The sequence below is a fragment of the Streptomyces sp. NPDC008238 genome, assembly GCF_042956445.1.
Taxonomy (GTDB): domain Bacteria; phylum Actinomycetota; class Actinomycetes; order Streptomycetales; family Streptomycetaceae; genus Actinacidiphila.
This window is the reverse complement of record NZ_JBIBGK010000018.1, coordinates 72255-93442: the sequence shown is the minus strand read 5'-3', so window position 1 is coordinate 93442 and position 21188 is coordinate 72255. Positions and strand designations below refer to the sequence as shown.

The window sequence follows — 21188 nt, the reverse complement described above, 5'->3', positions numbered from 1 at the left end:
CGGTCACCCGCATTCCGGGGGGCGCTCGGGGTATCCGGTCTGTGACACGGGGAGACCACGACCGGAATGACCACAGGAGGGGGAAGTCGGTGGCTCGATGGGCGGTGCGCGGGCGTGCGCCGGAACGAACGGAAGAGGTGCGGCGGTCACCACTGGCCGCGCTCGTCCGATGGGCGGCGATGGCGCTGGCGTTCGTGGCGATGGTGGCGTTCGGGGCGGTGCTGGCCCGGGCGACGCTGGCGCCGTCGTACGCCTCCGAGGGGCTCGCGCACGCGAACCTGCAGCCGGGTGCCTCGCTGCGGCAGTACTACGAGCGGTACACGGTGGCCGGTGCGGTGCGGCAGGTCGGCGGGAACGTGCTGCTGGGCATGCCCTTCGGCGTGCTGCTGCCGGTGCTGGCCCCGAAGGCGCGCGGGGCACTGCGCGTGGTGGTGACGACCGGCCTGGTGATGGTCCTCGTGGAGCTGGCGCAGGGGGCGGTGGTGCAGGGCCGCGCCTTCGACGTCGACGACGTGATCATGAACACCGCGGGAGCGCTGCTGGGCTACCTGCTCTTCGGGCGGCGTCTCGCCCGGGCCGTGCACGCCGTCCGCCCGGCGGCCCCCGCCGAGGCCCCGGCGGCGAAGACCGCGGGCGGCGGCAGGACGTCGAGGATCACGAAGCGGTTCCGGGGCCGCCGAGCCGGCACGGACGGGACGTCCGGGAAGACCGGCGGGAGTGGGCGGACCGCGCGGGCCGGCAAGCGGACCGAGGCCGCGGAGCCGGCCCCGCGCAAGCCGTTGCTGTCCTTCGGGACGGTGCGCCGCAAGGCCGCCCGGCGCTCCTGAGCGGCAGCCGGGACCCGGGCCCCGGCCTGACGGCCGATGCCCGGCCCTGGCGCCCGGCCCCCTGGCGCTCCGCCGCTGGTACGTCCCTGACCAGCGGCGGAGCCGCATGGAGTTCGTCACATCGGGACCGCAAAAGCTTTCCCCCGGGCACGACACTTTGTTACACAGAGTGGATTCATCCCCGATTGCCCCGGGAGCGGGCGACATGAACGACGACGACACCCCGGACCGCCTCCACGCGTTCGAGCTGGACTTCACCGACCACGAGACCCGGCGCCGGGCCGAGGTCCTCGCCGCCCTCGGCGACGACTGGGACCCGGTGGCCGTGCTCCGCGAGGAGGACGCGGCGTACCGGCTGCTCTACTCCGGCCTCGACGAGGAGCAGGAGGCGGTGTACCGCACGCTCGTCGCCGCCGGTGTGCTGCTGCCCCGCGAGACGCCCGGGGAGGACGACGGTGCTGATTCCGATTGACCCCACGGCCGACCCCGGCCGGCGGGCGTGGGTCCCCTGCCCGCGCTGCGCGGACCACCGTGAGTGCGCCACCTGCGCCGCGGGCCGCAACTGCCCGGACCACTGGCGGTACTTGCTGTCGAACAAGGGGCCCGTGGTGCATCTGCAGTGCCCCGGCTGCACCCACATGTGGGCGTGGGACTCCGGATTCGGCGCGCAGCACCGCAACGGCGCCTGAACGCCGCTCCGCCCGGGCCGTCCCCGGCAGGCGGCGGCCCGGCTGGTGTGCGAGTCTCGGAGTGTGGGCCGCACCCGTCCGCGGGGAGCGACCGCGGACCCCTCAGGGAGGCGATCATGGAAACCGATGCCCTGACGGTCGGGGCCCTGCGAGAACTGCGCGCGACCAGGCCGTATCCGGCGGTGTCGCTGACCATGCCGACGCACCGGCGCGAACCGGACAACGCCCAGGACGCCGTGCGGCTGCGCAATCTCCTCGCCGAGGCCGAGCGCCGGATCGAGCATGACCCCGAGGCGTCCCGCCGGGCCCGGATGGCGATCAAGACCCAGCTCAAGGCGGCCGCCGCCGAGGTCGACCTGCGCTACTCGCTGGACGGGCTCGTCATGTACGCCACCGAGCGGGACCACCAGATCTGGACGCTGCCCCGGGCCGTGCCCGAGCGGGTGGTGCTCAGCGACAGCTTCCTCACCCGCAACCTGGTGGCCGCGAAGGCCAGGGCACGCCCGTACTGGGTGCTCACGGTGGCGGCCGACCGGGCCACCCTCTGGAGCGGCACCGGCCAGGCGCTGCACCCCCAGGAGGCACAGGGCTTCCCGCTGGAGCCCGATCCCGTGCAGTGGGACCCCGAGCGGCAGGAGCAGGTCGGGGACCACCCGAGCACCTTCCGGGACGAGGAGACGCGGCGCTTCCTGCGGTCCGTCGACAGCGCGCTCGCCTCGCTGCTGGCCACCGAGGACCGGCCGCTGTACGTGGTCGGGCTGCCGGACGCGGTCGCCCTGCTCAAGGAGGTCGGCAACGCCGCCGACGCCGCGGTGGCGGTCGTGCACAAGGGCGGTCTGGCGAACGGCCCCGTGCAGGCCCTGCTCCAGGAACTCGCCCCGGCACAGCGGGAGTTCGCCGAGCGGGAGGCGGAACGGATCGGCCGCAGGCTGGTGGACGCCCGCAGCCGCAGGACCTTCGCGGCCGGGCTGGACGAGGTGTGGGAGTCCGTGTGCGAGGGCCGCGCCGAACTGGTCGTGGTCGAGGAGGACTTCCAGCGCGCGGTGCGTCTGAGCGAGGGTCACCTCATCCCGGTGGACGGTGACGCGCCCGAGGCGGGCGGCTTCGAGGAGGGCGTCCGCGAGGACATCGTGGACGAACTGGTGGAGAGCGCGCTCGACAAGGGCGCCGAGGTCCACTTCGTGGCGCCGGACAGCCTCGTGGAGCACGACCGGATCGCCGCGGTGCTCCGCTACTGAACCTTCGCGTGGACCTTCGCGCCTCCCGGCCACCGGCAGGCGCGGGCGGGCGGGCGCGAGCGCCGAGTACGTCACCCGGGTCCGCTGTCGGCGGCGGGCCCGGGTGACCCGTGCCCGCCGCCGGCGGCGACGCGGCCGGGCGGCGGCGGACGAACCGGAGGGCGGGGTCAGGAGGCCTCGACGGCGGCCTTGATCCGCTGACCGAACGCCGGGGCGTCCTTGCGCGCGGCGCTCAGGGCCAGTCCCACCAGCAGCTTCCCGAGGCCGTGCCCCTCCAGGTGGTTGAAGATCCGCACCCGGGTGGTGGTCTCGGACACCGCCTCCAGGTCGTAACCGCCTTCCGCGGTGACCAGGTTCTTCGACTGCTCGGTCCAGCGGATCCGGTGGGACGCGTCGAACTCGGTGATGCGGAACTCCCGGCGGGACTTCATACCGGCGTCCTTCACGGTGCTGGTGAACACCGTGCCGACCGCGGTCGGCGCGTCCGGCGTACGCACGATCTCCTGGACGCGGGGGCTGAACTTGGGGTCGTTGCGCCCGTCCGCGAGGAAGGCGAAGACCTCCGCCACGGGTCGCCCGACCTCGACGACCGCCTCGAACTGACCGCCCATGCCGCTCCTCGATGGCTCGATGGATCGCCGGCTCCGGCGACGCAGCCACGATAGGGCCGTTCCCCGCCCCCGGCACCCGGGCGCGTTCCGCATCCTCGCCGCGAGCGGTGAGCACCGCGGCTCCCCCGCACGTATGGAAGGCCGGGTCCCCGCTCGGGACCAGCGGCAGCGGATGCCGGTGACTGCAGGTACGGAAGCGGATATTGGGGGCACGGTGAGGCGCAAACGGCGTCAGGTGCAGCGCGCGCTGCGGCTCGTGGCCGTCGCGGGAGTCGTCTGCGGCGGAGTGTTGATGTCGCAGGCCTTCGGGGCGGCCCCCGACGGCACGCGGACCGGGGGCGGCAGCCAGGTGCTGGACGCCCCGGACGGCGCGCGGGGCGCGACGGACGCGGCGGGCCTCGCCAGGGACCTGGCGGCGCGCCTCGGCGAGGCCCGGACGGGCGGGAGCTGGGTGGACGACCAGGGCCGCCCGGTGGTCGCCGTGACCGACCAGGCGACCGCGGCCGAGGTCGCCGAGGCGGGCGCCCGGGCGGAGGTCGTCCGCTACAGCACGCGCGACCTGCGGGACGCGGCGGGCGAGCTGGGCGAGGCGCCGCGCGTGCCCGGCACGGCCTGGTCGGTCGACCCGGTCTCCAACGAGGTCCTCGTGCTGGCCGACAGCACGGTCTCCGCCGAGGAGTGGGCGCGGCTGAAGTCCGTGGCGGACGGCATCGGCGGGCAGGTGCGCATGGAGCGCACCGAGGCGTCCTTCACGACCAGGACCGCGGGGGCCGCGCCGATCCTGACCCGGGGCAGCCGCTGCTCCGCGGGCTTCAACGTCACCAACGGGACGACCGACTTCATCCTGACGGCCGGTCACTGCGGCCCGCCGGGCACCGGCTGGTTCGCCGACAACCAGGGCACCAAGCCCGTCGGCACCACCGTCTCGACCTCCTTCCCCGGCGGCGACTTCTCCCTCGTGCAGTACCAGAACGACGGCTCCGACCACAGCAGCGTGGTCGGGGTGGGCGCCGGCCGCGTGGTGCGGATCACGGGCGCCGCCGATCCGTTCGTGGGGCAGGAGGTCTTCCGCAGCGGCAGCACCTCGGGGCTGCACTCCGGTCAGGTCACCGGGCTGAACGCGACGGTCAACTACCCCGAGGGAACGGTCGGCGGTCTCATACAGACCTCAGTGTGCGCCGAGCCCGGCGACAGCGGCGGCCCGCTCTTCGCGCAGGGCTTCGCGCTGGGGATCACCTCGGGCGGCAGCGGTGACTGCACCGCCGGCGGCATCACCTTCTTCCAGCCGGTGACCTCGGCGATGGCGGCGCTCGGTGTGAACCTGCCGCGCGCCGCGGACAGCGGCGACGCGGCGACGCCGGCCGCCGGCGGCGGGACTCCGGACGGCGCGGCGCCGCCCGCCTCCGCCGGCGCGCCCACCCGTGCGGCGGCCGGGGGCGCCGGAGGCGGTACCGGCGGCGCCGGAGGCGGCCAGGGTGGGCAGCAGGCGGCCCCGGGCGTGCCGGCCGCCCCGACGGCTCCGGGCGGCGCGCCGGTGTACCCGGGTACGGCGAGCGATTCGACGTCGCTGGGTGCGATCGGCAGCGGCGGCGGCATCGGCCCCGGACTGCTGATCGTCGCCGTCAGCTGCCTGGCGTTCCTGGCCACGCGGTGGATCCGTCCCGCCGCGGGGGCCGGGGGCCACGGCTCGGCAGGCTGGGACTGACCGGCCGCCGCGGGCGGCCCGGGGCGGGGGATCATGGGGGCATGAGCAGTTCACCTCGTGCCCGCTCCTTCGACCGGGCCGCCGGACGGTACGCGGCGAACCGGCCCTCCTACCCGCCGGCCCTCCTCGACGCCGTCGAGGAGCTGGCGGGGCGGCGGCTGAACGGTGCCCTGGTCGCCGACGTGGGCGCGGGCACGGGCATCGCCACGGCACTGCTGCACGGGCGCGGCGCCCGGGTCGTGGCCGTGGAGCCGGGCGACGGCATGGCCGCGGAGCTGCGCCGCAACCTGCCGGACGTCGGCCTGGTCCGCGGCGACGGCGACCGGCTGCCGCTGGCGTCCGGCACCTTCGACTTCGTGACCTACGCCCAGGCGTGGCACTGGACCGATCCGCGGCGGTCGGTTCCGGAGGCCTTGCGGGTGCTGCGGCCGGGCGGCGCGTTCGCGCTGTGGCGCAACGACCCCGACACCTCGGTGCCGTGGATCGCCGCCGAGCAGGCGCGGCTGCGCGGCTTCTTCGCGGCGCTGTCCCATCCCCGCTCGGGGCGGCTGCCGGACGGGCCGGGGTTCACCGAGCTCCAGGTGCCGTGGTCACGGCGGGTGCCCGTCGAGGTGCACCTGGCGAACATCGGCACCCAGTCGGCGTTCCTGGTGATCGGCGAGGAGCGCGCCCGGGCCTTCCTCGCCACCGAACGGGACCGGCTGACCCGGCACTTCCCCGACGGCACGGTGGAGGAGCACTACGTCGTGCACCTGGTCCTCGCGATCCGCTGACGCGGGGCCCGGGCGCGGGTCCGCCGGAGCCTTGGGTGGCCGTGGCGGGGCGACGGGCCTAGCGTGGGCGCAGGGGCGCCGCGGGCCGCGGCCGCCGGGCAGAGGAGACCGAGGGAGCACGTATGAAGAGCGCGGAACTGCTCGCCGACGCCTTCGGCAGGATCCAGGAGGCCGTGCACGAGGCCGTCGAGGGCGTGCCCCTGGAGGGCCTGCACGCGCGTCCCGACGAGGGCGCGAACTCGATCGCCTGGCTGGTCTGGCACCTGACGCGCATTCAGGACGACCACGTGGCCGACGTCGCGGGCACCGGGCAGCTGTGGACCGACGCCGGCTGGGCCGACCGCTTCGACGTGCCCTTCGCGCCGTACGACACCGGGTACGGCCACCGCCCCAAGGACGTCGCAGCGCTGCGCGTTGACTCGGGCGAGCTGCTGACCGGCTATCACGACGCGGTCTGCGAGCAGACCCTGGGCTATCTGCGGACGCTGCGCGAGGCCGACTTCCCCCGGGTCGTCGACACCAGCTGGGACCCGCCGGTGACGCTCGCGGTGCGGCTGGTCAGCGTGGTGTCGGACGACCTGCAGCACGCCGGGCAGGCCGCGTTCCTGCGCGGCTGCGTGGAGCGCGGCGCGCTCTAACGGCCGGATCCCGCGCCGGTGGGGTCCGCGTCGGCCCGCTCGTACCGCAGCAGCACGACCCCGTTGCCGAAGGTCTCGGTCCCGGTGAGCCGGAGGGCGGTGAGGGCGCCGGCGTCCGGGAAGGGCGACCTGCCCCGGCCCAGCAGGACGGGGTGGACGTAGATCCGGAACTCGTCGACCAGGCCCAGCCGGAGGAAGGACGCGGCGAGGTCGGCCCCGCCGAGCGCCAGGTCGCCGCCCGGCCGCGCCTTGAGCTCCATGACCTCCTCGGCGACGACGTCGCGCACGATCGTGGTGCCCCAGTCGGCCCGTTCCAGCGTCCGCGAGTAGACGACCTTCGGCATGTCGCGCCAGATCGCGGCGAACTCCGCCTCGGCGGGACTGCTCTGCGGGTCGGCGTCGGCGGTCGGCCAGTGGGCGGCCATGAGTTCATGGGTGACGCGGCCGCTGAGGAAGCCGCCCATCACCTTCAGCCGTTCGTTCATGTGGAGGTGCAGTTCCTCGTCCACGAGGTGCCAGTCGATCTCGCGGTCGGGACCCTCGAAGTAGCCGTCGAGGGACACCGACATCTGCATGATGATCTTTCGCACGGACGTCCTCACTCCGGTCGGCCACGACCCGTCGGACGATACGCCTCCCGGCCCGCCGGTGAGGCGCTTCAGGGCCGCGCGCCGGTCGTACCGCTCGTACCGCCCTTCCCGCCGCCCGCACCGGGGGCTCCCGCCGGTTCCTCGACGGCGCTCAGCGGGGTGGCGAGCGACTCCAGGCTGCGCCGCTCGGCGCGGACCCCGATGGCCGCCTCGACCAGCCCCGCGAGGATCATCACGGCGGCGCCGAGACAGAAGGCGAGGGTGGTGTCGGCCGGCTCGCCGCTGCTGACCAGGCCGTTGAAGAGCAGGGGGCCGGTGATGCCGCCGAGGGCGGTGCCGACGGCGTAGAAGAAGGCGATGCACAGCGCCCGTGTCTCCAGCGGGAAGATCTCACTGACCGTCAGGTAGGCCGCGCTGGCACCCGCGGACGCGAAGAACAGCACCGCCGTCCAGCAGGCCGTCATCGTCACCGCGCTGAGGACCCCCTGCTGGAACAGGTAGGCGGTGCCGAACAGGAGCAGGCCGGAGCCGACGTAGCTGCCGGTGATCATCGGCTTGCGGCCCACGGAGTCGAAGAGGTGGCCGAGCAGCAGCGGGCCGAGGAAGTTGCCGACCGCGATCACGGCGAAGTAGTAGCCGGTTTCGCCGTTCGGCACGTCGAAGAAGGTGGTGAGGATGACCGCGTAGCCGAAGGTGACGGCGTTGTAGAGGAAGGCCTGGCCGGAGAAGAGCGCGAGCCCGAGCACGGTGCGGCGCGGGTAGGCTCGGGTGACGGTGCGGGCGATGGTGAGGAAGCCCAGCTCGCCGCGGGGGCGGATGAGGATGCTCCCCTCCGGCTCCGGCAGGGGCTTGCCGCTCTCCTCGGTGACCGTGCGCTCGACGTCGGCGACCAGGCGTTCGGCCTCGTCGGCGCTGCCGTGGGTGAACAACCAGCGCGGGCTCTCCGGCACATGGCGGCGGACCAGCAGGATGACCAGGCCCAGCACGACGCCGATGCCGAAGGCGAGCCGCCATCCGACGTCGGTGGCGAACAGCGAGGTGTCCAGCAGGGCGATGGACGCGAACGCGCCGAAGGCGGCGCCGATCCAGAAGCTGCCGTTGATGATCAGGTCGATCCGGCCGCGCACCCGGGCCGGGATCAGTTCGTCGATCGCCGAGTTGATGGCGGCGTACTCACCGCCGATGCCGAACCCGGTGAAGAAGCGGCACAGGATGAAGAACCAGGCGGTCCACGACACCGCGGTGACGGCCGTGGCCGCGAGGTAGACGGCGAGGGTCACCATGAACAGCTTCTTGCGGCCGAGCCGGTCGGCCAGCCTGCCGAAGAACAGCGCGCCCAGGCACGCCCCTGCGACGTAGACCGCGGCCGCCAGCGTGGTGACCTGGGCGGTGCTGATGTCGATGCCGCTGCCCCGCTCGGCCAGCCGGCCCGCGATGTTGCCGACGATGGTGACCTCGAGGCCGTCGAGGATCCACACGGTGCCCAGGCCGATCACGATGCGCCAGTGCCAGCGGGTCCACGGCAGCCGGTCCAGGCGGGCCGGCACATCGGTCCGCAGTGCTCCCGGCGGGTCGGCGTGCGCCGTGGACGCTGACATGGCCACCTCCGTGAACGATCCGTTCGGTCCGGAGGCGCGCCTTCCCCCGGCCGCGGCGTTCATGCTGCGGGCGCCCGGTCGCGGGGGCCGGCCGGGGCCGCCCGGCGCCGGCCGGTCAGCCGTAGAAGTTGCGCTCCCAGCGGTGCCGGGCCAGGACGGCGAGCTGCTCCGGCGTCAGCGGGCGTCCGTCGCTCAGCGCGGTGTTCCGCTCGACGTTGCGCACCGACCGCATGCCGGGGATGACGGTGGAGACCGCGGGCGCGCTCAGCACGAACCGCAGGGCGGTCTCGGCCATGTCGTCCCGTTCGATGCCCAGGTCGGCGACGATGGCGCCCACGTGCCGCTCCACCTGCGCGGGGCGGTCGTCGCGGAAGTAGCGGTTGCGGAAGTCGCCTTCGGGGAAGGTGGCCCCGGCGGCGATCCGGCCGGTGAGGCCGCCCTCGTCCAGCGCCACGCGGACGATGACGCCGACGCCGTGCTCCTGGCAGGCGGGCAGCAGCGCGTCGGCGGGCGCCTGGTCGAAGACGTTGTAGATCACCTGCACCGTGTCAACCAGCCCGCTGCGGACCAGGGCGAGGGCGTTGTCCGGTTCGTGGTCGTTGACCGACACGCCGAAGAGCCGGATCTTGCCCTGCTTCTTGAGGTCGGTGACGGTCTCCGCCCAGTCCCCGCGGCCGACCCACTCGTCGCTCCAGACGTGGAACTGCAGCACGTCGACGTGGTCGAGGCCGCTCGCCCGCAGGCTGGTGTCGAGGCTCTCGCGGATGTGGTCGCCGGGGAAGGCGTCCGCGGGGTCGACCCCGTCGGGGGCGGGCCACAGCCGGTTCCTCGGCGGCACCTTGGTGGCCACGAGGACCTCCTCGCCGGCCCGGGCCCGCTCGCGGACGACGCGGCCCACGATCCGCTCGCTCTCGCCGTAGCCCCGGGCGGTGTCGACGAGGTTCACCCCGAGGTCGACGGCCCGGTTCAGGGCGCGTACGGACTCGTCCTCCGTCGCGCCCACCCAGGCCGACTCGCCGATCCCCCAGGCTCCGTAGCCGATCTCCGACACACGCAGCCCGCTGCGTCCCAGTTCCCGGTAGCGCATGCCCGTCCTCCACTCGGTCCCGTCGTCCGCGGAGCGCTCTCCGCAGCCACGACGATAGGCGACCGGCCCGCCCGGGGTCACCGGGCCTCCGCGCCGGCGCCGGCGGAGGCGGCCCGCCGCATACCCCAACGGGTCCCGGGCCGCGCCGCATTCGGCGATTCCGGGCCTTCTCCCGGCGACACGGCCTAGCGTGGTCGGCCCGTAACGGATGACCGGGGGGAGAACAGGGGGACCGCTGTGCCGAATCCGTCCGGCGGAGGACCGTCACGGCGCCGCATGATCGAGCCGACGCGCGTCATCCCCGCGCGGGAGACGCCGGGAGGACCGGACGAGCCGTGGGAGGAGTCCCTCGACCTGTTCCGCCCGACCGGCGGCTCCGTCCCGCCCCCGGAGGACGGCCCCGACACCCAGCCGATGCCCCGCACCGTACCGCCCCCACGGCGGCCCGCACCGCCGCCCACGGACCCCCGGGCCGGGGCCCGTACGGCACGGCCCTCCACCCGCACCGCGCGCGCCCTGCGCGTCGCCGTGCTGACCGGCACGGGAGGTGCCGCCGGATTCGCCCTCGCGCTCGCCCTGTTCTCCCCCGGGGTCCTCCACCCCGGCGCGCCGCGGGACGCCGCCCCCACCGCCACCGGCACGCCCACGGCCGCCGCTCCGGGCTCCCCCGGCACGGGCGCCCGCCGCGGGGTGCTCCGCGAGGGGGACACCGGACCGGCCGTCAGCGAACTGCAGACCCGGCTCCTGCGGATCCCGGACGTGTACACGGGCGGTGCCGTCGACGGCCGCTTCGACGGGCGCCTCACCGCGGCCGTCGCCCGCTTCCAGGTCTGGTACGGCGTCCGCGGCGACGAGAGCGGCGAGTACGGCGACGCCACGCGCCGCGACCTGGAGTCCCGTACCCCGCTCGCCTCGGGCTGAGCCCGCGGCGACGGCGGGTCCCCGGGCACCGCCGGGCGCCTCCCGTTCGCGACAGGTGAGGACGCCGGACGCCTTATAGATTGGTGGGATGGGCCTGCCCGACAGGGGGGACGACCAGCAGCACGCCGTGGCGGCACCGCGGATCGACTACGCGGCACTGTTCGCGGCGACGCCCAGCCCGTACCTGGTACTGGACGAGGCGCTGGTCATCGTGGGCGTCAACCGGGCGTACCTGAGGGCGACCCGGCGCACCCGGAACGACCTGATCGGCCGGTACATCTTCGACGCGTTCCCCGACAACCCCGCCGACCCGCTGGCGGACGGGGTGCGCAACCTCAGCGCCTCCCTGCACCGGGTCCTGGCCTCCCACGAGCCCGACACGATGGCACCGCAGAGGTACGACATCGAGCTGGTGGCCGAGCCCGGAACGTTCGAGGAGCGCTGGTGGAGCCCGATCAACACCCCCGTGCTCGGCGCGGACGGCACCGTGGCGTGGATCATCCACCGGGTGGAGGACGTGACGGCGTTCGTCCAGGCCCGCCGGCACCGGCACGGGCTGCAGGGCGCCGACCTCAGCGAGCGGGAGCAGGCGATGGAGGCCGAGCTGTACGCGCGGGCCCGCGAGCTGCAGCGCCTCAACGAGCAGTTGCGCGAGGCCCACTCCCGGGAACGGCAGGTCGCCTTAACACTGCAGGAGGCCATGCTCCACTCGCCGGACCTGGCCCAGCACGAGGACATCGCGGTGCGCTACCTGCCGGCCGCCGGCTCGCTGAACGTGTGCGGCGACTGGTACGACGTGGTCAACCTCCCCGCGGGCTGCTACGCGGTGGCGGTCGGTGACGTCGTGGGCCACGGCCTGGAGGCCGCCAGCGTCATGGGGATGCTGCGCAGCGCGCTGAGCGCGGCGATGCGGACCGTGGAGGGGCCCGCGAAGGCGCTGGAGGTCGTCGGGCAGTACGCCCGCTGCGTCGAGGGCGCGCTCGCCACGACCGCCGTCAGCGCGCTGATCGACAAGGAGCGGCACACCATCAGCTACAGCAGCGCCGGGCATCCGCCGCCCGTGCTGCTGCACGGCGACGGCCGCTGCGAGCTGCTCGACCAGGCCACCGACCCGCCCCTGGGGGCCCGTCCGGCCCATGTCCCGCGGCCGCAGGCGGCCGTGGCGTACCGCCCGGGGGACACACTGGTGCTCTACACCGACGGGCTGATCGAACGCCGCAAGGAGGACATCTACACGGGCCTGGCCCGGCTGACCTCCGTGCTCGCCGAGAAGCCCGGACTCGGCGCGGAGCCGCTCGCGGACACCCTGCTGAACCGGCTCGGGGTCATCGGCGGCTCGGCGGACGACATCGCGCTGGTCACCGTCCGCCTGTGAGGCACGCGGGCGGGCCCGGGCCGCGCGGTGGCCGGGCGGTGCGGCCCGTCCTACGGTGATCTGAGGGGGTCCGGCGTGTCGCGGACCCGAGCAGCGAGGAGGCCGCGGGTGCCCGGTCGCGGTGGGCTGGAGTGGGTGCGGGCCCGTGATCCGGGTCTCCGGGCGGTGCGCCGTTCCGCGCGGGTGACGCTGGTGGCGTGCCTGAGCTTCTACGTGGCGCGCTACGGTTTCGGCGACCCCGTCGTCGCGATCTACGCCCTCTTCGGCGCGGTCGCCTCCGGCGCCCTGTCGTACGTGCCCGGTACACCGCGCGATCGGGCCCGCACGCTGCTGGCCGCGCTGCCGGTGGCCGCCCTGCTGGTGGCCCTGGGCACGGCGCTGGCCGTGAGCGACTGGACGGCGGCACTGGGGATGCTCGGGGTCGGCTTCGCCGTGACGTACGCGGGGGTGGGCGGACCGAAACTGCTGGGGCTCGCGAACGGCCTGCAGTTGTTCTACATCCTGCCGTGCTTCCCGCCGTACCAGCCGGAGACGCTGGGACTGCGGCTGTGCGGACTGGTGGTCGGCGTCCTGCTGATGGCGGCGGCCGAGCTGTGGGTGTGGCCGGATCCCTCGCCGGGCCACTACCAGGACCGGCTCGCCCACGCGTGCGAGACCGCGGCGGAGACCCTGCGGGGGCTGGCGCTGGATCCGCCCGTGGTGCGCGAGCGGTCGGCGGCCCTGCTGGAGACGGCGCAGCAGCTGCGCATGAGCCACGTACCCAAGGACGAACGCCCGGTGTCGGCGGGCGCGCGCGACCGGGCGCTGTGCCAGGGCGCCGCCTACCTGCGGCACCTGCTGGCGCAGACCGGGCAGTTGGCGGACGACGCGGCGGAGCGCGCGCCGGCACCCGACGCGGCGCGGTCACGGATGCTGCTCGCCTCGGCCACCGCCTGCCACGGCGCCGCCCTGGCCCTGCGCGGCAAGACCTCGGCGCCCCCGGTCGCCCCGTGCGCGGCCGCCGCGACGGCCTTCGAGGAGCACCGGGCCCGCCGGCCGGTGTCCGGGGCGGCCTCCGCGACGACGGTGCGGGACGGGGCGATCGCGCTCGACATCGCGTACACCACGGCGTTCCTGGTGACCTCCGTGCGGATCGCGCTCGGCGCCCCGGTGCCGCCCGACGCGACGCGGCCCGCGGAGGGGCCGGGGCCGTTCTGGTACGCGGGGCAGTCGCCCCTCGCGCTGTACGGGCACCGGCTGCGGGCCCATCTCACGCCGCGCTCGGTGTACTTCCAGAACGCCGCGCGGATCGCGCTGGCCCTGGCCGCGGCGCGGCTGATCGCCGGCGGGCTCGACCTGTCGCACGGCTTCTGGGCGCTGCTGACCACGCTGACGGTGATGCGCACCAGCGCCGCCGGCACCCGTACGACCGTGGTCCCCGCGGTGCGGGGCACCCTGGTGGGGGCCGGGCTGGCAGCGGTGCTGCTGCTGTTCGTGGCCGACCACACGCTGGTGTACGCGCTCGCGATGCCGCCGGTGTTCTTCCTGGCGTTCACCGCGGTACCGCTGCTCGGACTCGGCTGGGGCCAGGCGTTCTTCACGATCGCGGTGGCCACCGCCTTCACGCAGATCGCCCCCGCGGGTCCGGAACTCGCCGCCTTCCGGATCGCGGACGTGGTCACCGGCGCCCTGACCGGCACCCTCGTCGGGCTGCTGGCCTGGCCGCGGGGCGGCACGGGCGAGCTGGGGCGGGCCTGTTCGCGGCTGCTCGACCAGGGCACCCGGGCGGTCACCCAGATCACCGACTGCATCACCGGGACCGGCGCGATGGGCGACGCGCTGTCGAGGGCCCGGCTCGCCCAGCTGATCGCGGAGGCGAGCTACGCGCAGTTCGCGACCGAGCGCGACACCCCCGGCGCGGGGCCCGTGCTGCCGACGGACTTCCAGGCGATCATGCTGGCCGGGAACCGGGTCCTGACCATGGGACAGACCCTGGTGGACCACTGCCCGCCGGGCGCGCTGGCGGCGTGGCCGCTGAGCGCCGCGCACCTGCGGGACGCGGCGCACCATCTGCGGCTGACCACACTGCCGCTGACGTACGACCTGCGCTCGGGGACGATGCGTCCGGCGCCCGCCGAGTCCCCGGACCGGAGCGTGCCGACGGACCGCACGGTCATCGCCGACGTCTGCGCGGCCTCGGGCGGCCGCGCGCCCGACCCGCTGCTGTACTACGCCGTCGACGCGGCGATCTGGCTCGCGAGCCTGCAACGCGTGGTCACCGCGGTCCGCCGTCCCGCGAACGACCATGCGGTGGGGCCTAGTTAACGCCCCCGCCGCCCACCGACGGACCGGAGCGCGCCCACAGGGCGCGCGGCCTCGGCCGACCGGACGCCCGGCCCGCGCTCCCCCGGACAGTCGGGCAACCGACCCCCCGCCCCACCGCCCCGCCGGCCGGCCCGCGACGCGCGGTCACATCGGTCCCCCGACCCACGGAACGCCGGGCAGCAGCGCCGAGTTGACGCCCACACCCGCACCGCCCGTCGACCGACCCGGATGCACCCACAGGCCGCGCTGTCCCGGCCAACCGGACGCCCGGCCCGCGGAAGAGCAGCAACGCCGGGACGACCGCGACACCGTCACGCACCGAACCCGCTGCCGGACCACCGCGCCGGCCGGCCCGCGACGCGCGGTCACCGCGGTCCCCCGGCCGGCGGGAGACCCGCCAGCAGCGCCGGGTTGACGACCACGCCCTCACGCACCGCGGCATACCCACCGACCGCCCGCGCCGCGCCACCCGAGCATCGCGCCGGCCGGCCCGCGACGCGCGGTCACCGCGGTCCCCCGGCCGGCGGAAGAACCGCCAGCAGCGCCGGGTTGACGACCGCCAGGATGACCGCGACGTCCTCGCGGGGCACCGCGGGCCACAGGATGTCGCGGGCGCGGCGGTACTTGGCGGCCAGCCGCAGCCGCTGTGCCTCGTCGAGACGGGCGGCCCGGTCCGGGTGGCTGTTGTGGGCGTTGTCGGCGATCTTCACCAGGGCCGCGTCCCGGTCGGCGGCGATCCGCCGCAGCTTGTCCCCGTAGGCCACGCCCGGCTGATTGGTGACCCGTTCGACGACGGCGACGACCCGGTCCGGGACGCCGGCGGCACGCAGCCCGCCGGCGGTCCACGGGGTGTCCTCGATGACGTCGTGCAGGAGCCCCGCCATCTGCAGTTCCGGCCCGAACGCGGCGAGGCCCGCCGCGACCGCGCGTACGTGCTCGACGTACGGAACGCCGATGCGGTCGGTCTGGCCCTCGTGCGCCAGGCGGGCCAGCGCGTCGGCGTCGGCCACGCTGTTCACCTTCATGGCACCCCATCCTCGGGGGCGCCGCCCGGGCCGGTCCAGCCTCAGCCCAGCGCGGCGAGCAGGCGCTCGGCCAGCGGGCCGGAGGAGGCCGGGTTCTGGCCGGTGATCAGGTTGCGGTCGGTCACCACGTGGGGCGCCCAGGGCTCACCCTCCTGGAAGTCCGCCCCGAGGGCGACCAGTCGCTCCTGCAGGAGCCAGGGGGCGTGGGCGGCGAGCCCGCCCTGCTTCTCCTCGGTGTCGGTGAAGGCGGTCAGCCGGTAGCCCGCGAACGGCCAGCCGCCGTCCGGGCGTTCGGCCGCGAGCAGGGCCGCGGGGCCGTGGCAGACGACGCCGAGGGGCTTGCCCGAGTCCAGGGCGGCGGTCAGCAGGCGTCCGGAGACCGGGTCGACGGCGAGGTCCTCCATCGGGCCGTGCCCGCCGGGGTAGAACACGGCGGCGTAGTCGTCGAGGTCCGCCTCCTCCAGCTTGACCGGGTGCCGCAGCGCGGTCATCGCCTCCAGTTCGGCGGCGATCGCCTTCGCGCCCTCCTCCCCGCCGTTGTACTCGGGGGCCAGACTGGCCCGGTCCACGGCCGGGACGACGCCGCCCGGGGTGGCCACGACGACATCGTGCCCCGCGGCGGTCAGGACGCGGTGCGGGGTCACAGCCTCCTCGGCCCAGAAGCCGGTGGGGTGCCCGGTGCCGTCGGACAGCGTCCAGGACGACGCGCCGGTCAGGACGAACAGGATCTTCGCCATGTCAGGTCTCCTTGGGGTGCTCGGTTGCCGCCGCCCGTCTTCGGAACGGGCGCGGACCTCGACGGTAGGACGGGAGAGCCATCGACTTCCAATAGGATCGCCACCATGAGCCATACGGATTCCAATGGATCGCCGGGACTGCGCACGGCGCGCGGGGGCGGCGGCCCGTCAGGGGGGCCGCTGGACCTGACGCTGCTGCGCACCTTCCTGGCGGTGCACCGCGCGGGTTCCTTCACGGCGGCCGCGCGGCTGCTGGGGCTGTCCCAGCCGACGGTGACCACCCAGATCCGTACGCTCGAAGGGCAACTGGACGGGAGCTGTTCGAACGGCTGCCGCGCGGGGTCGCCGCCACGCCCTTCGCCGACGAGCTCGCCGGACGGGTGGCCGAGCCGCTCGACGCGCTCGCGGCCGTCGCCGACCGCGGGCACGGCGACCCGGACGTCCTGGCCGAACCGGTCCGGCTCGGGGGCCCCGCGGAGGTGCTGGGCGAGCGCGTGCTGCCGACGCTCGCACCGCTCGTCGAGCGCGGCGTGCGGCTGCGCGTCGGCACCGGGCTCACCGACGACCTGCTGGCCTCGCTGCGCGCCGGACAGCACGACCTGGTGATCTCGACCCACCGGCCGCGCGGCCGTCTGCTCAGTGCCGTACCCCTGATGGACGAGGAGTTCGTGCTGGTGGCCGCGCCCTCGCGGGCCGCCCGGCTGGACGTGGCGTCCGACGGGCCCGGCGCGCTGAGCGGCGTGCCGCTCGTCTCGTACGCCGAGGACCTGCCGATCGCCCGCCGCTACTGGCGCCACGTCTTCGACCGGCGGCTCACCGGCCGGGCCGCCGTGACCGTTCCCGACCTGCGCGGCGTGCTGGCCGTGGTGGCGGCGGGCGCGGGCTTCACCGTCCTGCCCCGCTACCTGTGCGCCGCCCTCCTCGCCGAGGGGACGCTCGTGCCGCTGCTGGAACCCGACGACCCGCCCATCAACACGGCCTACCTCGTGCAGCGCCCGGGGGCCGACCACCACCCGCACCTCGGCCTCGTCCGCGACCTCCTGCTGCGCGAGGCCCGCGCCTGGTGACACGGGACGAGCGCCCCCGCGAGGCACCCGGGTGCGGGCGGGCGGAGCGCGTGCTTGAGTCTCCCGCGACGGGAGACCCCAGGATGGCGGACATGGACGACGACACCCTCCAGGACACCCTCCACACCATCGGTGACCTGGCCCGGCTGACCGGTCTGACCGTGAAGACCATCCGGTACTGGTCGGACACCGGACTGGTGCCGCCGACCGACCGGACACCCGCCGGCTACCGGCTCTACGACCGGGCCGCGCTGGACCGCCTGGCCCTCGTGCGCACGCTGCGCGACCTCGGCATCGACCTCGCGTCCGTCCATTCCATCCTGGACCGCGAGGTCACCGTCGCCGAGGTCGCCGCCGCCCACGCCGAGGCGCTGGAGGTGCAGATCCGCACCCTGCGGATCCGCCAGGCGGTGCTGCGGACGGTCGCGGTGCGCGGGGCCTCACCACAGGAGACGGAACTGATGCACCGACTCGCAACCCTCTCGGACCGTGAACGCCGCCGCCTCGTCGACGAGTTCGTCGACCACATCGTGAGCGGCATCGACGTCGACCCCGGTTTCCCGGCCATGATGCGCGCCGCGATGCCCGAACTGCCCGAGGACGCCTCCGCGGAACAGGTCGACGCCTGGGTTGAGCTGGCCGAACTGATCCAGGACGAGGACTTCAGGGCCGGTGTCCGCCGGGCCGTCGCCGACCAGAGCCGCTCGCTCGCCGAGGACGGGCAGCCGGACCCGGAGCTGGCGCGCCGGACGGCCGACCTGCTGCGCGAGCGCGCCGGGGGCGCCGCGGCGGCGGGCATCGACCCGGCCTCGCCGTCGGCCCGGCCGGTCGTGGCCGAACTCGTCGCGGCCTACGCCGAGTTGTCGGGCCGTACGGACGGTCCGGAGTTCCGCGCGTGGCTGGCCGAACGGCTGGAGATCTCGCACGACTCCCGTTACGAGCGCTACTGGCACCTGCTGGCGCGGGTGGGCGGCCAGGAGGCAACCCCGGCCCTGGCGCCGGCCGTCGCCTGGCTGACGGCCGCCCTGCGGGCCGGATGAGGCGCGCCGCACGGGACGGGCGGGACGAGCCGCGCGCGGCCTGCCCTCAGCGTTCCTCCGCGACCCGGGCCCGCTGCCGCAGGACCTCGGCGACCCGCCGGCACCAGTCCCGGTTGCCCTCCTCGAAGGCCAGGCCCCGCAGACAGGTGAGGTAGGGGCCCACACGGCGGCCGCGGCCGAGGAACTCCTCCTCGGTGCGGCCGCCGCGCATCCGCGCGAGCAGCCGTTCGAACAGCTCGATCTTGGCGTCGGCGAAGGCGGCCCTCTCCCCCAGCCGGGCGATCAGCTCCCCCGCGTCGACGACGTCGGCGGCCTGCACCGCCACCAGCAGGTCGTCGCGGATGAAGGAGGGTTTGCCGACCGCGGCGGCGAAGCGTTCGAGCTCGGCGAACCCGCCCTCGGTCACGTGGAAGAGCCGCTTGTTGGGCCGGCTGTCCTGGACGACCTCCCGGCCCGCGATCAGCCCCTCCTTCTCGAGCCTGGCCAGTTCGGCGTAGAGCTGCTGGGGCAGGGCGTGCCAGAAGTTCGCCACGCCGATGTCGAACGCCTTCGTCAGCTCGTAGCCGCTGAGTTCGCCGTCCAGGAGCGCGGCCAGGACCGCGTGCCGCAGGGCCATCCCGGCTCCCCTTCCGTCCGCCCGTTCCGGCGTGCCGTGCCGGGCCCTTCCGCGTGGACGCCCACCATGATACTCAAGGAACTGACTAGTCAACTTTCTGAGTATCGAGCGTCCGGAGCCGGACGACCACAGGAGGAGCCATGGAAGCCGCCGACCGCTTCAGGGCCGCCGTCGAGCGCGGCGATCTCAGCGCGCTGGAGGAGCTGTTCCACGACGACATCCGCCTCCACAGCCCCGTGAAGTTCACGCCGTTCGAGGGCAAGCCCATGGTGATGGGGCTCTTCGGCGTCCTGCTGCGCACCTTCGAGGACTTCCACTACGTGGGGACCCTCGACGGCACGGTCGAGAGCGGCGCGGACGGCACCGGGGCGCCGTCGACCGTGCTGGTGTTCCGCGCCACCGTGGGCGGCAGGAGCATTCACGGCATCGACCTGCTGCAGGTCGACGAGGCGGGCCTGATCAAGGAGTTCACGGTGATGGTGCGCCCGCAGTCCGCGGTGCACGCGCTCGGGGAGGCCGTCCTGGCCGGCCTCGTCGCCGACGGCCTCGTCCCGGCACCGTAGGGCGGCCCCGGAGGGGGCGACGAGCGAACCGCCGCGCGGGGCGGCCGCCCGCGGGACGTCAAATGCCGGCGCGGACCAGGCGGCCCAGGGCGGGCAGCACGGCGCGCAGGTCCCCCGCGTCGACCGCGACGGTGGCCGCCTCGCGCGCACCGGCCGAGGCGTTGAACGCCACGCTCACGCCCACGGACGCGAACAGCGGGAGGTCCGAGCGGCTGTCCCCGACGGCCGCGCACGAACGCGGAGCGAGCCCCGAGCGCCGCGCCTGCGCGAGGGCGACGTCGCGTTTGTCGTACTCGTCGAAGTGCCGGGCCACCCGGCCCGTGAACCGGCCGCCGGCGGTCTCCAGCCGGGGCCCGCCGAACGCGTGGAAGCCGAAACGGCCGGCCAGGTGGCTGCCGACCGGCGACCAGGCGAGGGTCGCCAGGACGGGCAGCAGGCCGTTCCGCCGGCACCAGGTCACGGTCTCCTCGATGCCCGGCACCAGGGGGAGTCCGTCGAGCCAGCCGGCGACCCGCTCCACGGGAACCCCCGCCCAGCCCGCGGCGTCCAGTTCGGAGACCTGGCGGTTGTCCAGGTCACCGGCGGCGTACGCGTCCTCGGCCCGGGCCAGCTCGTCGCGGTGGCCGAGGAAGCCGGCCAGGTGGACGGACGAACTCGTCCCCGGGACGAGAGTGCCGTCGACGTCGAAGAACACGGCGCCCGCATGATCCGTGGAGAACACCGGGCAAGGATGGCACAGCCGATCAGCGGCGCCGGGCACCGGGCCCGCGGCGCAGCCGGAACAGCAGGGCGACCGCGGCCATGCCGCCGAGCAGTGTGGCGCTGCCGAGGGCGAGCAGGGTCCGCCCCGGTCCCTCGCTCTCGGCCGCCACGGGCTGGGTCGCCGGGGTGCGGACGGCGTCCCGCGGGGAGGCCTGGGCGGCCGCGGCGGATGCGGAGGTCCGCGCGGCGGACGGGGACTCCGCGCCGCGGGAGGCCGTGGCCTCGGGGCTCGCGGAGGTCGCGGCCGCCGACGGCCTGGCGGGCTTCGCCGGCTTCGCGGTCCTGGCCGGCGCCTTGGCCGCGGCGGCCGGGAAGACGACGTCGGAGCAGGAGTAGTACGTGTCGGGCGTCGAGGAGTTCTGCCAGATCGTGAAGAGGACGTGCCGCCCGGTGCGGTCCGAGGGCAGCCGCCCGGCGATGCGGTAGGCCCCGCCGGACACGGGCGGGTCGGTGACCTTCGCGAAGGGGTCGCTCGCCAGCGCCGACCAGGTCAGGGGCCGGGTCGGGTCGTAGCCCTCCTTGGTGAGGTACAGCCGGAAGGTGCCCTGGTGCGGGATGGTCGTGCCGTACGCCATCGTGAAGGCCGCGCCCGGCGTCAGCCGGGTGGCCGGCCAGTCGGTGCGCGGCAGGTCGAGGCCGCGGAAGGCGGCCAGGCCGCCGCTGCACAGCTTCCCGTCCGGGATCACCTGGCGGTCGCGGCCCGCGACCCCGGCGACCCGGAGGTTGTCCCAGTCGGCGAAGGGCCGGCTCCCGCCGTTGGCGGCCGCGGCGGCCCGGCAGGCGGCCGTCCCCACGTACTGTCCGCTTCCGGCCGCGCACGCCGCGGCGCGGCTGACCGGGGACACCGGCGCGCCGTGGGCGGCCGCCGGTCCCGCCAGGGCCAGCGGCAGCAAGGCGGCCGTGCCTGCGACGACGGAGCTGAGCACGTGGCGCGATGGGGCCATGCCGGCCGCCTTCCCTGTTGCCGTTCGGTGGATCGGAACGCACGTCTCCCCCGTACTACGGACGGTCGGCGGGGGGTG

21 protein-coding genes and 1 pseudogene are annotated in these 21188 nt (G+C 75.0%); 13 read left to right on the top strand and 9 right to left on the bottom strand.

Features of this window, described 5'->3' with window-relative positions; all coding sequences use genetic code 11:
- Window positions 1-137 precede the first annotated feature (137 nt).
- From ACFZAU_RS29330 to ACFZAU_RS29315, 4 genes are all read left to right on the top strand, one after another.
- Window positions 138-827: a VanZ family protein gene (locus ACFZAU_RS29330; protein WP_500554608.1), complete on the top strand. Its 690-nt coding sequence runs from the start codon at window positions 138-140 to the stop codon at window positions 825-827.
- Between the two features lie 205 nt (window positions 828-1032).
- A complete protein-coding gene (locus tag ACFZAU_RS29325; protein WP_500554607.1) occupies window positions 1033-1299 on the top strand; it encodes a DUF6400 family protein in 267 nt (88 codons plus the stop codon).
- Entirely contained in the window at window positions 1286-1516 is a 231-nt protein-coding gene (locus tag ACFZAU_RS29320) for a hypothetical protein (RefSeq protein WP_499611394.1), read from the top strand. The genes ACFZAU_RS29325 and ACFZAU_RS29320 overlap by 14 nt, the downstream gene beginning before the upstream one ends.
- Window positions 1517-1632: 116 nt before the next feature.
- Window positions 1633-2754, top strand: a complete 1122-nt coding sequence (locus ACFZAU_RS29315) for a baeRF3 domain-containing protein (RefSeq protein WP_499611379.1) — start codon at window positions 1633-1635, stop codon at window positions 2752-2754.
- A gap of 167 nt (window positions 2755-2921) precedes the next feature.
- Here the strand turns inward: ACFZAU_RS29315 and ACFZAU_RS29310 are convergent, their stop codons facing one another.
- Complete coding sequence (locus ACFZAU_RS29310) at window positions 2922-3365, bottom strand: SRPBCC family protein (protein ID WP_500554606.1); 444 nt, start codon at window positions 3363-3365, stop codon at window positions 2922-2924.
- Between the two features lie 172 nt (window positions 3366-3537).
- On the opposite strand from ACFZAU_RS29310, the gene ACFZAU_RS29305 reads away from it, so the two are divergent.
- From ACFZAU_RS29305 to ACFZAU_RS29295, 3 genes are all read left to right on the top strand, one after another.
- Complete coding sequence (locus tag ACFZAU_RS29305) at window positions 3538-5070, top strand: S1 family peptidase (RefSeq protein WP_500554605.1); 1533 nt, start codon at window positions 3538-3540, stop codon at window positions 5068-5070.
- 41 nt (window positions 5071-5111) lie between these two features.
- Window positions 5112-5843 carry a class I SAM-dependent methyltransferase gene (locus ACFZAU_RS29300; RefSeq protein ID WP_500554604.1) on the top strand — a complete coding sequence of 244 codons (732 nt, stop codon included), beginning with the start codon at window positions 5112-5114 and terminating at the stop codon, window positions 5841-5843.
- Between the two features lie 122 nt (window positions 5844-5965).
- The gene (locus ACFZAU_RS29295) at window positions 5966-6481 is read left to right on the top strand and encodes a mycothiol transferase (protein ID WP_500554603.1); all 516 of its coding nucleotides are present in this window, start codon (window positions 5966-5968) and stop codon (window positions 6479-6481) included.
- On the opposite strand, the gene ACFZAU_RS29290 is transcribed toward ACFZAU_RS29295, so the two are convergent.
- The 3 genes from ACFZAU_RS29290 to ACFZAU_RS29280 form a co-directional block, all read right to left on the bottom strand.
- Window positions 6478-7071 carry a dihydrofolate reductase family protein gene (locus ACFZAU_RS29290; protein WP_500554602.1) on the bottom strand — a complete coding sequence of 198 codons (594 nt, stop codon included), beginning with the start codon at window positions 7069-7071 and terminating at the stop codon, window positions 6478-6480. The two genes, ACFZAU_RS29295 and ACFZAU_RS29290, sit on opposite strands and share 4 nt — an antisense overlap.
- Before the next feature lie 68 nt (window positions 7072-7139).
- Window positions 7140-8669 (bottom strand): MFS transporter, encoded by a 1530-nt coding sequence (locus ACFZAU_RS29285; RefSeq protein ID WP_500554601.1) that lies wholly within the window; start codon window positions 8667-8669, stop codon window positions 7140-7142.
- 115 nt (window positions 8670-8784) lie between these two features.
- Window positions 8785-9756: an aldo/keto reductase gene (locus ACFZAU_RS29280; protein WP_500554600.1), complete on the bottom strand. Its 972-nt coding sequence runs from the start codon at window positions 9754-9756 to the stop codon at window positions 8785-8787.
- Window positions 9757-10032: 276 nt separating this feature from the next.
- Between ACFZAU_RS29280 and ACFZAU_RS29275 the strand changes: the two genes are divergently transcribed.
- From ACFZAU_RS29275 to ACFZAU_RS29265, 3 genes are all read left to right on the top strand, one after another.
- Window positions 10033-10677, top strand: a complete 645-nt coding sequence (locus ACFZAU_RS29275; protein ID WP_500554599.1) for a peptidoglycan-binding domain-containing protein — start codon at window positions 10033-10035, stop codon at window positions 10675-10677.
- Window positions 10678-10765: 88 nt separating this feature from the next.
- Complete coding sequence (locus ACFZAU_RS29270) at window positions 10766-12052, top strand: PP2C family protein-serine/threonine phosphatase (protein WP_500554598.1); 1287 nt, start codon at window positions 10766-10768, stop codon at window positions 12050-12052.
- 108 nt (window positions 12053-12160) lie between these two features.
- On the top strand, window positions 12161-14356 hold the full coding sequence (locus ACFZAU_RS29265; RefSeq protein WP_500554597.1) for an FUSC family protein: 2196 nt from the start codon (window positions 12161-12163) through the stop codon (window positions 14354-14356).
- A gap of 503 nt (window positions 14357-14859) precedes the next feature.
- Here ACFZAU_RS29265 and ACFZAU_RS29260 read toward each other — a convergent pair.
- Window positions 14860-15381: an HD domain-containing protein gene (locus ACFZAU_RS29260; RefSeq protein ID WP_500554596.1), complete on the bottom strand. Its 522-nt coding sequence runs from the start codon at window positions 15379-15381 to the stop codon at window positions 14860-14862.
- A gap of 41 nt (window positions 15382-15422) precedes the next feature.
- Window positions 15423-16118 carry a type 1 glutamine amidotransferase domain-containing protein gene (locus tag ACFZAU_RS29255; RefSeq protein WP_500554595.1) on the bottom strand — a complete coding sequence of 232 codons (696 nt, stop codon included), beginning with the start codon at window positions 16116-16118 and terminating at the stop codon, window positions 15423-15425.
- A 105-nt stretch (window positions 16119-16223) separates the two neighbouring features.
- Between ACFZAU_RS29255 and ACFZAU_RS29250 the strand changes: the two are divergent.
- Window positions 16224-17185 (top strand): annotated as a pseudogene (locus ACFZAU_RS29250) (LysR family transcriptional regulator).
- 92 nt (window positions 17186-17277) lie between these two features.
- Window positions 17278-18225, top strand: coding sequence for a MerR family transcriptional regulator (locus ACFZAU_RS29245; RefSeq protein WP_500554594.1), 948 nt, complete (start codon window positions 17278-17280; stop codon window positions 18223-18225).
- Window positions 18226-18271: 46 nt separating this feature from the next.
- Here the strand turns inward: ACFZAU_RS29245 and ACFZAU_RS29240 are convergent, their stop codons facing one another.
- Complete coding sequence (locus ACFZAU_RS29240; protein ID WP_500554593.1) at window positions 18272-18841, bottom strand: PadR family transcriptional regulator; 570 nt, start codon at window positions 18839-18841, stop codon at window positions 18272-18274.
- A gap of 140 nt (window positions 18842-18981) precedes the next feature.
- On the opposite strand from ACFZAU_RS29240, the gene ACFZAU_RS29235 reads away from it, so the two are divergent.
- Window positions 18982-19404 carry a nuclear transport factor 2 family protein gene (locus ACFZAU_RS29235; RefSeq protein ID WP_499609744.1) on the top strand — a complete coding sequence of 141 codons (423 nt, stop codon included), beginning with the start codon at window positions 18982-18984 and terminating at the stop codon, window positions 19402-19404.
- Window positions 19405-19462: 58 nt separating this feature from the next.
- On the opposite strand, the gene ACFZAU_RS29230 is transcribed toward ACFZAU_RS29235, so the two are convergent.
- A complete protein-coding gene (locus ACFZAU_RS29230) occupies window positions 19463-20125 on the bottom strand; it encodes an HAD family hydrolase (RefSeq protein WP_500554592.1) in 663 nt (220 codons plus the stop codon).
- A 22-nt stretch (window positions 20126-20147) separates the two neighbouring features.
- The gene (locus ACFZAU_RS29225) at window positions 20148-21110 is read right to left on the bottom strand and encodes a lytic polysaccharide monooxygenase auxiliary activity family 9 protein (protein ID WP_500554591.1); all 963 of its coding nucleotides are present in this window, start codon (window positions 21108-21110) and stop codon (window positions 20148-20150) included.
- Window positions 21111-21188 lie beyond the last annotated feature (78 nt).